Consider the following 13,053-nt stretch of genomic DNA (forward strand, 5'->3'; position numbering starts at 1 on the left):
TCCTCCTGCGGTCGTTGACCATCTGTGCGGGTGCTGGCCCCGGGTCTCATGCCCGGGGCCACACCATCGACCCTAGTCCAGGGTCCCGCTCAGGTAAACGCAGAGGTCATATGACGTATTCCATCTGCGCGGCGAGGCGCGTTCACAGCACCCGCGGCACCCGCAGGTCGCCGCGCGGGCCCACGGACGCGAGCGCCCACGGCCCGGCGAACACCGAGGCGGCGTGCTCCCGCACGGCCTCCGGGGTGACCGCGCGCACGCGGGCGATGAGCTCGTCCGGCTGCAGGAGCGGCGTCCCGCGCATCTCGTGCCGCGCGATCCGGTTCATCCGCACCGCCGTGGACTCCATGCCCAGCACCGTCGAACCGGCCAGCTGGGCCACCACGTCCTCGACCTCGTCCGCCGCCGGCGTCTCCTCCGCCACACGGCGCAGCTCCCGGGCCACCAGCTCCAGCACCTGGTCAGCCGCCTCCGGCGCGCAGCCGGCGTAGACGGCGAAGGTGCCGGCGTCCGAGTACTCGCTGAGCACGGTGTGCACCGTGTACGCGAGACCGTGCTCCTCGCGCACGGTCTGGAACAGGCGCGAGGACATGCCGCCGCCCAGCAGGTTGGCGAGCACGATGTTGACGAAGCGGTCCTCGTGGCCGTCGGGCAGCCCCTCGGCGCCCAGCAGGAGGCCCTGCTGCTCCGTCGTCCGCACGCGTGTGCGCAGCCCCGGGGTGAAGCGGGCCGGGCCGGCACCCGCACCGTCCGCGGCCTCGGGTGCGGCCTCCGTCCCGGCGGGACGGGCCCCGCTCCCCCGGCCGTCCAGACCCGCGGCCGAATGCCGCCTCACCTGCTCGACGACCTCCTCGTGCGTCGCGCCGCCCGCGGCGGCGAACACGAGGCCGGGACCGGCATAGGCGGCACCGTAGTGCTCCAGGAGCACGGAGTGGTCCAGACTGAGGATCTGCTCACGCGTGGCGCCCACCGGGCGGCCCAGGGGCTGCCCGGAGAACACGAGTCCCTCGTAGTCCTCGTAGAGCTGGTCAGTGGGGTCGTCGGCGGCCATCGCGAGCTCCTCGACGATGACCCCGCGCTCCCGTTCGAACTCCTCCGGCTCCAGCTGCGAGTCCAGCACCATGTCCCACAGGAGCTCGCTCACGCCGTCCAGGTCCGCGACGAGGCAGCGCGCGTAGTAGCAGGTGTGCTCCTTGGCCGTGAGGGCGTTGGAGTCCCCGCCCGTGCGCTCCAGCCCCCGGGCGATGTCCCGTGCGCTGCGCGTGCGGGTGCCCTTGAACAGCATGTGCTCGAGGAAGTGGGTGGAGCCCTCGGAGCCCGCGGCCTCGTGGCGGGAGCCGGAGCCCACCCACACGCCCACGGTCTCCGACTGCAGGCCGGGGACGGTCTCGGTGATGACGCGAATGCCGCCGGGGAGGACAGACCGCTCGATGCGGCTGCCCTCCCCGGCGTAGAGAAGAGTGCTCACGATGCGGTGATCAGTCCTCGTTCTCTGCCTCGGCGGTCTCGTCCTCGTCCACGACGGGCACGAGCGAGAGCTTGCCGCGGTCGTCCACCTTGGTGATCTCGACCTGGATCTTCTCGCCCACGCCGATGACGTCCTCGACGTCCTCGACGCGCTTGCCGCCATTGAGCTTGCGCAGCTCGGAGATGTGCAGCAGACCGTCGCGGCCCGGGCTCAGCGACACGAACGCGCCGAAGCTCATGAGCTTCACCACCGTGCCGAGGTAGCGTTCGCCCACCTCCGGCACCTGCGGGTTGGCGATCGCGTTGATCGCGCTGCGCGCGGCCTCCGCCGCCGCGCCCTCGGACGCGCCGATGAGGACGGTGCCGTCGTCCTCGATGCTGATGTCCGCGCCGGTGTCCTCCTGGATCTGGTTGATCATCTTGCCCTTGGGCCCGATGACCTCGCCGATCTTGTCCACCGGGATCTGCACCGAGATGATCCGCGGCGCGGTCGGCGCCATCTCCGCGGGAGCGTCGATCGCCTCATTGAGGACCTCGAGGATGGCCAGGCGGGCCTCGCGCGCCTGCTTGAGCGCAGCGGCGAGCACCGCCGCGGGAATGCCGTCCAGCTTGGTGTCGAGCTGGATCGCGGTGATGAACTCGCTGGTGCCGGCGACCTTGAAGTCCATGTCGCCGAATGCGTCCTCCGCACCCAGGATGTCCGTGAGCGCCGCGTAGGCGGTCTGGGGACCGTCCGGGGTGTCGATGACGTCCGAGACGAGACCCATCGCGATGCCGGCGACGGGCGCGCGCAGCGGCACGCCGGCGGACAGCAGGGCCATCGAGGAGGCGCAGACGGAGCCCATCGAGGTCGAGCCGTTGGAGCCCAGCGCCTCCGAGACCTGGCGGATCGCGTAGGGGAACTCCTCACGCGTGGGCAGGACCGGGACGATCGCCCGCTCCGCGAGAGCGCCGTGGCCGATCTCGCGGCGCTTGGGGCTGCCCACGCGGCCCGTCTCACCCGTGGAGTACGGCGGGAAGTTGTAGTGGTGGATGTAGCGCTTGGACTTCACCGGCGAGAGAGAGTCGAGCTGCTGCTCCATCTTCAGCATGTTCAGCGTGGTGACGCCCAGGATCTGGGTCTCGCCGCGCTCGAACAGCGCCGAGCCGTGCACCCGCGGGAGCACCTGCGTCTCCGCCGCCAGGGGCCGGATGTCCTTGAGGCCGCGGCCGTCGATGCGCACCTGCTCCGTGAGGATCCGCTTGCGGACGACCTGCTTGGTCAGCGCGTTGAGAGCGCCCGCGATCTCCGACTCGCGGCCGGCGAAGCGCTCGCCCAGCTGCGCGTAGAGCTCTGCGAGCAGGGCGTCGCCCGCGCGCTCGCGCTCCTGCTTGTCCGCGATCTGGAAGTTCGCGGTCTGCTTGTCGAAGGCGAGCTCCTCCACGGCCGCGTAGACGTCGTCCTCGTAGTCCTTGAACACGGGGAACTCCGCGACCGGCTTGGCCGCCTTGTCCGCCAGCTCCTGCTGGGCGCGGACGAGCTCCGTGATGAAGGGCTTGGCGGCCTCGAGACCGGAGGCCACGACCTCCTCCGTGGGCGCCTGCGCGCCGCCGCGGACGAGGTCCACGACGCGCTCGGTGGCCTCGGCCTCGACCATCATGATGGCGACGTCCCCGTCGACCACGCGGCCGGCGACGGCCATGTTGAACACGGCGTCCTCCAGCTGCGCATGCGTCGGGAACGCGACCCACTGCCCGTCGATGAGTGCGATGCGCACACCGCCGATGGGGCCGGAGAAGGGAAGGCCGGAGAGCTGCGTGGACATCGACGCGGCGTTGATCGCGATCGTGTCGTAGAGGACGCCCGGCTCCACGGCCATGGCCGTGATGACGATCTGGACCTCGTTGCGCAGACCCTTGACGAAGGACGGACGCAGCGGACGGTCGATGAGGCGGCAGGTGAGGATGGCGTCCGTGGACGGCCGGCCCTCGCGGCGGAAGAACGAGCCGGGGATGCGGCCGTCCGCGTACATGCGCTCCTCGACGTCCACCGTGAGCGGGAAGAAGTCGAAGTGCTCCTTGGGGCTGCGGCTCACGGCGGTCGCCGAGAGCAGCATCGTCTCGTCGTCGAAGTAGACGGCGGCGGAACCGGCGGCCTGCTGGGCGAGCCGGCCCGTCTCGAAGCGGATGGTGTGCGTGCCGAAGCGACCGTTGTCGATCGTCGCCGTGGCGGTTTCAGGGTTGATACCCACGTTTTCTCCGTTCTGCCCGCACGGTGCACAAGCGTGCGCAGGGCGGGCGCAGGGGATGTCCTGCGGCCGGTAGACAGTCGTGAGGCGGCCTTCGATCGAGGCCCACACACGTCCGGCGCCGTCCGCCTCCGCTCGGGGCGGAAGTGCGGGGCGCGGATTGCGGAGGCCACTACCGAGGACCGATGACTCCGGTCGCAGGGATTGGACGCACCCACTCTACCAATCGGAGCCGCGGCGGGCGAAGACGCGCGCGGATGCGTGAGGGGCGGCAGCGGAGAACCCGGCGGGCGCAGGACCGGCCGGGAACGGCGAAGGCGCCTGTGCGGACGGTGAGTCCGCGCAGGCGCCTTCGTGCTGCAGCCGTGTCAGCGGCGCAGGCCCAGGCGGGCGATGAGCGCACGGTAGCGCTCGATGTCCACGTTCTGGAGGTACTTGAGCAGACGCCGGCGCTGGCCGACGAGGAGGAGCAGGCCGCGACGCGAGTGGTGGTCGTGCTTGTGCTCCTTGAAGTGCTCCGTGAGATCGGAGATGCGACGGGTGAGGACCGCGATCTGGACCTCCGGAGAGCCGGTGTCGCCCTCGTGCGTCGCGTATTCCTTGATGATCTCCTGCTTGACCGATGCGTCAAGTGCCATGGGGTTCGCCCTCCGGTGTCGTTGCGCGGCGCCCGCACCTGGTGAGCGAGCACTGTGGAACCGCGGCCGGTCATGAAAACGGCGTCTGCAAGCCTAACACAGCCCGGGCGCGGTCCACGTCCGCGTGCATCTGCTCGATGAGAGGACCCATCCCGCGGAAGGCGACCTGGCCGCGGATCCGCTCGACGAACTCCACCTCCATCGTCTCCCCGTACACGTCCAGGTCCGCGAACTCGACGTCGATCGCGTAGCCCTCCACGGTCCGGACGCTGCCGTGGAAGGTGGGGTTGGTGCCCACAGAGATCGCCGTGGGCAGGCGCAGGTCCCGCGCCGGGAAGTGCATCCAGCCCGCGTAGACGCCGTCGGCGGGCACATGGCCGTCCGCCGCCACGTCCAGATTGGCCGTGGGGAAGCCCATCTCCCGCCCGCGCTTCTCCCCGTGGACCACCGTGCCCACCAGCGTGTGGTTGTATCCCAGCTCCGCCGCGGCCGCACGCACCTCGCCCGCGTCGATGAGCGCGCGGATGGAGGTCGAGGAGTAGCGGGAGCCCTCCCCCACCTCGTCGATGACCACGACGTCGAAGCCGTGCTCCGCTCCGAGCCGCCGCAGCGTGGACAGGTCGCCGGAGTTGTCGCGACCGAACCGGACGTCCGTTCCCACCACGATCGCCGCGGCCCGGAGCCCGCGGACCAGGTAGTCCAGCACGAACTCCTCCGCGGACTGGTCGGCCCATTCCAGCGAGTAGGCCTGGACGACGGCACCGTCGACGCCCAGCTCGGCGATGAGCTCGAGGCGCTGGGACAGGCTGCAGATCTGTTCGACGGCGACGTCCGGCTGGTGCACCGTGCGCGGGTGCGGGTCGAAGGTGACGACCAGCGACCTCAGGCCGCGATCCGCCCCGACGCGCACGAGGGTGGAGAGCACCACCCTGTGCCCCCTGTGCACCCCGTCGAAGTTCCCGATCCCCACGACGGTCGGACCGTAGTCCGCGGGAATGTCCTCCGGATTGGCGAAGATGTCCACCTGCGCCCTCTCAGTGTGCCGATCGATTGCCGTGCGTACGCACCCGGTACACGTTAGCGCAGGTGCTGTGTGCTCCGGACACGGGGGACCGGCGGGGCGCGGGCCTCAGGCCGGGAAGACCAGTCTGGGCTTGAGCGCCTCGCCGCGCGGCTCGAGCACCGCCACGAGCGAGCCCCCGCTCACGGCGGCGAGCAGTCCGCCCGCACCCGCGGGTGCGGCCTCGAGGAACTTCCCCTGCCGCAGCCGTGCGGCGTCCTCCGAGGTCACGGAGAGCACCGGGAGCAGACGGGCCGCCGCCGAGGCCGGATCCAGCAGCGCGGCTGCGGGTTCCGCGGGCGGAACCTCCGCATCCGGGTCCGGGAAGTCCGGGACCTCCTGTGCCTCGGCCAGGGAGAAGGAGCCCACGCGGGTGCGGCGCAGCGCGGTGAGGTGACCGCCCACGCCCAGCGCGGAGCCGAGATCGCGGGCAAGCGCACGGATGTAGGTGCCGGAGCTGCAGTCGACGACCACGTCGACGTCCAGGACCGGGTGGCGGCCGCCGGCCGCATCGCCCGCCTCGGCGGGGCGCAGCGGGCTCGTCGTCTCGAAGCGGGACACCGTCACCGGCCGCGGCCTGAGCTCCACCTCCTCACCGGCGCGGACCCGGGCATAGGCCCGCCGGCCGTCCACCTTGATGGCGGAGACGGCGCTGGGGATCTGGGAGATGTCGCCCCGCAGCGGTTCCAGCGCACGCTCCAGCGAGTCCTCCGCGATCTGCGCGAGCGCACCCGGAGCGGCGAACCGGTCCGGTGCGGAGTCCGCGTCGTCGGTGGGCGTGGAGGCTCCCAGCCGGACGGTGGCGGTGTAGGTCTTCGTCTCCCCCACCGCGAAGGTCAGCAGGCGGGTCGCCGGACCGACACCGACGACGAGGACCCCCGTCGCCATGGGATCGAGGGTGCCCGCATGTCCGACCTTGCGGGTGCTGAGCCACTTGCGCACCCGGGACACGACGCGATGGCTGGACCAGCCGGCGGGCTTGTCGAGGACGAGGAACCCCGAAGGGCCCCCCGGGGAGCCGTGCGTCACTTGACGGAGACGTGTACGTGATCGAAGTGGTTGGCGGTCACGGAACCGCGGTCCTCCATGCCGCGGCCCTGCCAGCCGGTGTAGGACGCGTAGATCTTCTGCTCGAAGATCACGTAGTCCACGTTCAGTTCGTCCTTGTGGGCGATGAGGAAGTCGCGGATGCGGTCGCCGGTGGCACCGGTGATCATGATGTCCACGGCCCGGCCGCTGTTGTGGTCCGAACCCGGATCGGCACGCTTGCCGCCGTAGGTCTTGACCTCCGGGAAGTTCGCGCACACGGCACGATAGGCCGCGACGCCGTTGGCCGTGAGGCCGGACTCGATCGAGGACGACACGGAGCAGGGTGCATCGGAGACGCCGCCCCCTCCGGACCCGGCCTTCTCCTCGCCGTCTCCCCCATCGCCGCCCTCTGCGGAGCCGCTGGAGGCCGCAGCCGCCCCGGCGGTCGGGGACGGGGTGGGCTCCGGGACCTTCTCCATGCTGGAGGAGCCGCTGTCCTCGTAGCGCTCGTCGTCCTTGAGCGAGGACACGTACTTCTCGTAGTCCTTCTGCTGCTGGGCCTCGATCTCCTCGGCCGAGGCGGAACTCGCGGAGGCCTCCGGGGTGGGGGTCGAGGTCTGGGCGGATTCCGCGGAGACGGTGCCGCCGGACTCCGGCGACATCGCCAGGGTCGAGGCCACGATGCCGGCGGTCGCGGCCGCGGGCAGCGCGATGGCCGCGACCATGGGCCGGCGACGCACGGTGCTGAGGACTCCGGTGGCGGTGAGCTGTTCGTCCGACCGCGCCGAGGAGTACCGTCCCTGCGGCTTGCGGTTGAACGTCACGACCGCGGCGGCGAAATCACGCGCGGTGCCCGCCCATGACTGCTTGGAATCCGAGTGCTTGCCCAAATCGACCGTTCCTTCACACAGTTGTGATCGTTCCGTTACCTCGACCCAGTGTACAGAGGTCCCGGACGATCACAACCCCGCAACGGCGGCGCTCAGGGCCGTGGGACCTCGTCCTGCCCCTCAGGGTCCTCGTCGACCGTGTCCGCGCTGCGGTAGGGATCCGCCTCACCTGCAGGAACGGCATCGCGTGCGAGTTCCGCCACCTGCGCATCGTGTTCTTTGGCACGTCGCAGCAGCGCATCGAGCTCCGCAGCGGCCGCCGGCACGGAATCGGCCACGAACTCGAGGCTCGGGGTCAGCCGGATGCGCAGCCCCTTGCCCACCTCGGAGCGGATGAGGCCCTTCGAGGACTCGAGCGCGGCGCGGGTGCCCTCGAGGTCCGCGTCGTCGCCGAACACCGTGTAGAACACCGTGGCGTTCTGCAGGTCTCCGGTCACGCGGACCTCGGTCACGGTGACGAACCCGAGGCGGGGGTCCTTCACGCGCTTCTCCAGCGTCTGCGCCACGATGACCTTGATGCGGTCGGCGATCTTGCGGGCGCGGGTGGCGTCAGCCATGGCGTTCTCCTCGATGGTGGTGGTGGACTCTCCCCGTCCTGCGGAGAGAGAAACCGGGCGGGCCTGCGGAGCGCAGACCCGCGATCATTCTCCCCGTCCGGCGGAGAGAGAAACTGGGCGGGCCTGCGGAGCGCAGACCCGCCCGTGAGCGACCGATATGTCAGTCGCGCGGCTTCTCACGCATCTCGAAGGTCTCGATGAGGTCACCTTCGCGGATGTCGTTGTAGCTGCCCAGGCCGATGCCGCACTCGAAGCCCTCGCGGACCTCGGTGACGTCGTCCTTCTCGCGGCGCAGCGACTCGACCGTGAGCTTGTCGCCGATCACCACGCCGTCGCGGGTGACCCGTGCCGAGGCGTTCCTCTTGATGAGGCCGTCCTTGACCAGCGAGCCGGCGATGTTGCCCCACTTGGACGAGCGGAAGACCTGGCGGATCTCCGCGCTGCCCACGTGGACCTCTTCGAACTCGGGCTTGAGCATGCCCTTGAGCGAGCTCTCGATGTCCTCGATCGCGTCGTAGATGACCGAGTAGTACCGGACGTCCACGCCTTCGTCCGCGGCGAGGTCGCGGGCCTTCGCCTCGGGACGCACGTTGAAGCCGATGACGATCGCGCTGTCCACGGTGGCGAGGTTGATGTCGTTCTCCGTGATGGCACCCACACCACGGTGGATGATCCGGAGATCGACCTCGTCGCCCACGTCGATCTTGAGCAGCGAGTCCTCCAGCGCCTCGACGGCGCCGGACACGTCGCCCTTGAGGATGAGGTTGAGCATGTCGACCTTGCCCTCCTCGAGCGCCTTCGTGAAGTCCTCGAGGCTGATGCGCTTGCGGCCGCGGGCCTGCTGTGCGGCGCGTTCGACCGCATCGCGCTTCTCGGCGATCTGCCGCGCGGTCCGGTCATCGCTGGTCACGAGGAAGCTGTCGCCGGCACGGGGCACCGAGGACAGTCCGAGCACCTGCACCGGACGGGACGGGCCCGCCTCGGAGAGCTGCTCCCCGTTCTCGTCGAACATCGCGCGGACACGGCCGTGAGCAGTCCCGCAGACGATCGCGTCGCCCTGTCGCAGCGTGCCGGACTCGACCAGGACGGTCGCGACGGCGCCGCGGCCCTTGTCCAGCTTCGCCTCGATCGCGATGCCGCGGGCGTCCTTGTCGGGGTTGGCCTGCAGCACCAGAGCGGCGTCGGCGGTGAGGAGGACGGCCTCGAGCAGCTGGTCGATGCCCTCGCGCTTGAGTGCGGAGATCGGGACGAACATCGTCTCGCCGCCGTACTCCTCCGCCACGAGGTTGTACTCGGTCAGCTGCTGCATGACCTTCTGCGGGTTCGCACCCTCCTTGTCGACCTTGTTGACGGCGACGACGATCGGCACGTCCGCAGCCTGGGCGTGGTTGAGCGCCTCGATGGTCTGCGGCATGACGCCGTCGTCGGCGGCGACCACGAGGATCGCGACATCCGTCGACTTGGCACCGCGGGCACGCATGGCCGTGAACGCCTCGTGGCCCGGGGTGTCGAGGAAGGTGATCGCACGCTCCTCGCCCTCGTGCTCCACCTTGGTCTGGTAGGCGCCGATGTGCTGGGTGATGCCGCCGGACTCGCGGGCCGCCACGTTGGACGAGCGGATCGCATCGAGCAGCTTCGTCTTGCCGTGGTCCACGTGGCCCATGACGGTGACGACGGGCGGACGCGGAGACATGTTCTCCTCGTCCTCCTCCTCGTCCAGATCGATGTCGAACGTCTCGAGCAGCTCGCGGTCCTCGTCCTCCGGGGAGACGATCTCGATCCGGTAGCCGAGCTCCTCGCCGAGCACCCGGAAGGTGTCCTCGTCGAGGGACTGCGTGATCGTCGCCATCTCACCGAGGTGGAAGAGGATCGTCACGAGGTTGGTCGGGTCCGTGTTGATCTTCTCCGCGAAGTCCGCCAGCGACGAGCCGCGACGCAGCCGCAGGACGGTGGAGCCGTCGCCGCGGGGAACGGAGACGCCGCCCACCGAGGGCGTCTGCATCTGCTCGTACTCGGCGCGCTTCGCCCGCTTGGACTTGCGCCCACGGGCCGGACGGCCGCCGCCGCGGCCGAATGCGCCCTGCGTGTTGCCACGACCCCTGCCGGAGCCGCGACCGCCGCCGCCGGGACGACCGCGACCGGCGGGTGCGCCGCCGGGAGCACCGGGACCGCCCTGCCCGCCGCCCGGACGGCCGCGACCGCCGGGACCTGGCTTCGCGAGCGCCGAGTTCTTGAGCATGCCGGGATTGGGACGCGGAGCTCCGGGACGCGGACCCGCCGCACCCGGACGAGGGCCTGCCGCACCGGGCTTGGGAGCGCCCGGACGGGGACCCGCCGCACCGGCACCCGGCTTGGGGCCACCGGGACGCGGTCCCGCGCCGCCGGGCTTGGGACCGGGCTTGCCGCCTGGTTTGGGCATCCCCTGCGCAGCCGCGAAGGGGTTGTTGCCGGGACGGGCGCCGCCGCGCGGGGCACGGGGACCGGGCTTGGGACCCGGCTTCGCGCCGGACTTGGGCATCCCCTGCGCAGCCGCGAAGGGGTTGTTGCCGGGGCGCGCGCCACCGGGCTTGGGCGCGGGCGCCTCCGCACGCGGTGCCGGCTCCTGAGCCGCGGCGGGCTTGGGCGCCGGCCTGGCACCGGGCTTGGGTGCCGCGGGAGACTGCTTGGGCGCAGGCTTCGCCGCGGGCTTCGCACCCGGCTTGGGCGCCGAGCCTCCCGCGGTGCCGGGCTTGGGCGCCGGCTTGGCACCGGGCTTGGGCGCACCGGGCTTCGCGGCGCCGGGCTTGGGTGCGCCGGCTCCGTTCGAGGCGGCGCCCTTGGCGCCGGATCCGTAGGACTCCTTCAGTCGGCGCACGATCGGCGCTTCGACGGTGGAGGAGGCGGAGCGGACGTATTCGCCCATCTCCTGAAGTCTGCTGAGCACTTCCTTGCTCGTTGTGCCGAGCTCCTTGGCGAGCTCATGGACACGGGGCTTAGCCACTTTTCTCCTGTCCGGGTCCTTCCGGACAGGAAGGACCACATCAGGGTCGCGCAGTTCTCATCTCACTGCTCACGACCGTTCCTCGAGTGGGTCATCGTGTGACACTCACTATTCGGCGTCCATTCGGGATACCTGCTTCCTCTGGTCCGGTTCCCCCACCGTCGTCTGCGGTCCGGCCAGGCCGGGCCTGCGCAGAGCGACGGAGAAGGCCTTCTTCGCACGCGCCCTCTTCCAGCACGCGGCCGAATCATGGATCCAGGCCCCCCTTCCGGGGAGCCTGCGCTGGGCGTCGACGACGATTCGGGGTTCGTCCGCGACGAGCACGGCGAGCCGCAGCAGCTGCGACTGGGGTGCGCGTTCACGGCAGGCGATGCACATCCGGATGGGCTCCGGGGGTTTCTGCACGGCCGACGACACCGGTCCAGTCTACAGCACCGCCCCCGAGCCGGGGCCCAGGGGCAGTGTGGCGTACGTGACCCGGGAGACTTCCGGGCTCCCCGGTCGGAGGGACATCCAGGCGGTGTGGCGTACGCGACCAGGGAGCGGACCCGGAGCGGGTCTGCGCGGATCAGTCCGCGGTGATGTCGATCTTCCAGTTGGTGAGGCGGGCGGCGAGGCGGGCGTTCTGCCCCTCCTTGCCGATCGCGAGGGAGAGCTGGTCCGCGGGGACGGTCGCCCGCGCGGAGCGGGCACCCTCGTCGAGGACCTCGACGCGGAGCACCTTCGCCGGCGACAGCGCCTGCGTGATGAAGGCGCGCGGGTCGTCGGAGTAGTCGACGATGTCGATCTTCTCCGGCCCCAGCTCGGCCATGACGGAGCGCACGCGCGAGCCGAGCTCGCCGATGCAGGCGCCCTTGGCATTCACGCCGGGGCGCATGGCGCGGACGGCCATCTTGGTGCGGTGCCCGGCCTCGCGCGCAAGCGCCACGATCTCCACCGTGCCGTCGGCGATCTCCGGCGATTCGTGCGCGAAGAGGCGGCGGACGAGCGCGGGGTGGGTGCGGGAGACGGTGATCGAGGGGCCCTTGGGGCCCTTGCGGACGTCCGTGACGAGCACGCGCAGGCGAGTGCCGTGCTCGTAGGACTCCCCGGGCACCTGCTCGTGCGGAGGCAGCAGCGCCTCGATGTCGCCCAGGAGCACGTGGACCATCTCCGGGTCCCGCCCCTGCTGGATGATGCCCGAGACGATCTCGCCCTCGCGCTCCCGGAAGGAGCCGAGGACGCCCTCGTCGGACACGTCGCGCAGACGCTGATGGATGACGTTGCGCGCCGTCATCGCCGCGATCCTGCCGAAGTCCTCCGGCGTGTCGTCGAACTCGCCGATGGGGTTGTCATCGTTGTCGAACTCGACGGCCCAGATCGTGGCGGTGCCGGACTTGGTGTCGATCTCCGCACGGGCGTCCTGCCACGCACCGGGGGTGCGCTGGTAGGCCAGCAGCAGGGCCTGCTCGATGAGCTCGACCAGAGTCTCGAAGGGGATCTCCTTGTCCGCCTCGATCATGCGGAGAGCGCTTAGGTCGATGTCCATCTCATCCCGTCCTCGTAGCGTGGCCCGCATCGGGCCGCGGCGTCGTCATGGTCTCCAGGCGCGCACGCCCATAGGGATTCCCCACTATATGCGAGCTGACCGGCGGGTTCTGCCGCCGCGGGGCCTGCGGGCACGTGATGTGCGACGGATTCCCGGGCACGCGCCTCAGCGCAGGGCGACCACCACCTTCGCGTGCGTCACGTCCGCGAGGGCGATCCTCACCGTACCCGCCGTCTCTGCGACGGCGATCTCCCCCGCTTCCGCGTCCACGGACTCCAAAGTGCCCTCGGCCGTGCCCGCACCGTGGGCCACCTGCACCCGCCGGCCGAGCGAGCGCCGGTAGTGGCGGACCTCCCGCAGCTCCCGCTCCGCACCGGGCGAGGTGACCTCCAGGTCGTAGGGGCTGTCCTTCCAGATCACCACCTCGTCGAGGAGTTCGCTCACCAGCCGGGTGGCCTGCTCCACGAGGTCGAAGCCCACCGGTTCGCTGGATTCCGCGTCCAGGTCCACCGTCACCGTCACCTTCCGGTGCCGGCCCGCCGCGTGCGCGCGGACGTCCTCGACGAGGAGGCCGATGCCCTCCAGCGGTCTGGTGATCTTCTCGCGGATGACGTCTGCCTCGTGTGCCATGGGTGTCCTCGCTGCTCTGCCGGGCCCGCGCTGGGAGGGTCCCCGC

At 70.7% G+C, this 13,053-nt stretch carries 11 protein-coding genes; all 11 read right to left on the bottom strand.

Annotated elements, in window-relative coordinates:
• Positions 1–142 precede the first annotated feature (142 nt).
• The 11 genes from ABD240_RS13520 to ABD240_RS13570 all read right to left on the bottom strand — a co-directional run bounded on the left by ABD240_RS13520 (position 143) and on the right by ABD240_RS13570 (position 13,007).
• Entirely contained in the window at positions 143–1,468 is a 1,326-nt protein-coding gene (locus tag ABD240_RS13520) for a M16 family metallopeptidase (RefSeq protein WP_291792449.1), read from the bottom strand.
• Positions 1,469–1,478: 10 nt separating this feature from the next.
• Positions 1,479–3,698: a polyribonucleotide nucleotidyltransferase gene (locus tag ABD240_RS13525; protein ID WP_291792447.1), complete on the bottom strand. Its 2,220-nt coding sequence runs from the start codon at positions 3,696–3,698 to the stop codon at positions 1,479–1,481.
• A gap of 365 nt (positions 3,699–4,063) precedes the next feature.
• Entirely contained in the window at positions 4,064–4,333 is a 270-nt protein-coding gene (gene rpsO / locus ABD240_RS13530) for a 30S ribosomal protein S15 (RefSeq protein ID WP_291792444.1), read from the bottom strand.
• A gap of 70 nt (positions 4,334–4,403) precedes the next feature.
• Positions 4,404–5,357 (bottom strand): bifunctional riboflavin kinase/FAD synthetase, encoded by a 954-nt coding sequence (locus ABD240_RS13535; RefSeq protein ID WP_291792441.1) that lies wholly within the window; start codon positions 5,355–5,357, stop codon positions 4,404–4,406.
• A 105-nt stretch (positions 5,358–5,462) separates the two neighbouring features.
• On the bottom strand, positions 5,463–6,422 hold the full coding sequence (gene truB / locus ABD240_RS13540; RefSeq protein ID WP_344337786.1) for a tRNA pseudouridine(55) synthase TruB: 960 nt from the start codon (positions 6,420–6,422) through the stop codon (positions 5,463–5,465).
• A complete protein-coding gene (locus ABD240_RS13545; RefSeq protein ID WP_291792435.1) occupies positions 6,419–7,312 on the bottom strand; it encodes a VldE C-terminal domain-containing protein in 894 nt (297 codons plus the stop codon). The genes truB and ABD240_RS13545 overlap by 4 nt, the downstream gene beginning before the upstream one ends.
• Positions 7,313–7,404: 92 nt before the next feature.
• The gene (rbfA, locus tag ABD240_RS13550; RefSeq protein ID WP_291792432.1) at positions 7,405–7,869 is read right to left on the bottom strand and encodes a 30S ribosome-binding factor RbfA; all 465 of its coding nucleotides are present in this window, start codon (positions 7,867–7,869) and stop codon (positions 7,405–7,407) included.
• A 160-nt stretch (positions 7,870–8,029) separates the two neighbouring features.
• On the bottom strand, positions 8,030–10,849 hold the full coding sequence (infB, locus tag ABD240_RS13555; RefSeq protein ID WP_344337789.1) for a translation initiation factor IF-2: 2,820 nt from the start codon (positions 10,847–10,849) through the stop codon (positions 8,030–8,032).
• A 108-nt stretch (positions 10,850–10,957) separates the two neighbouring features.
• Positions 10,958–11,266, bottom strand: coding sequence for a YlxR family protein (locus ABD240_RS13560; protein ID WP_291792425.1), 309 nt, complete (start codon positions 11,264–11,266; stop codon positions 10,958–10,960).
• 151 nt (positions 11,267–11,417) lie between these two features.
• Positions 11,418–12,377, bottom strand: a complete 960-nt coding sequence (gene nusA, locus ABD240_RS13565) for a transcription termination factor NusA (protein WP_291792422.1) — start codon at positions 12,375–12,377, stop codon at positions 11,418–11,420.
• 165 nt (positions 12,378–12,542) lie between these two features.
• On the bottom strand, positions 12,543–13,007 hold the full coding sequence (locus ABD240_RS13570) for a ribosome maturation factor RimP (protein WP_344337791.1): 465 nt from the start codon (positions 13,005–13,007) through the stop codon (positions 12,543–12,545).
• Between the last annotated feature and the right edge of the window lie 46 nt (positions 13,008–13,053).

It is taken from the genome of Brevibacterium salitolerans (assembly GCF_039531405.1).
Lineage (GTDB): Bacteria > Actinomycetota > Actinomycetes > Actinomycetales > Brevibacteriaceae > Brevibacterium > Brevibacterium salitolerans.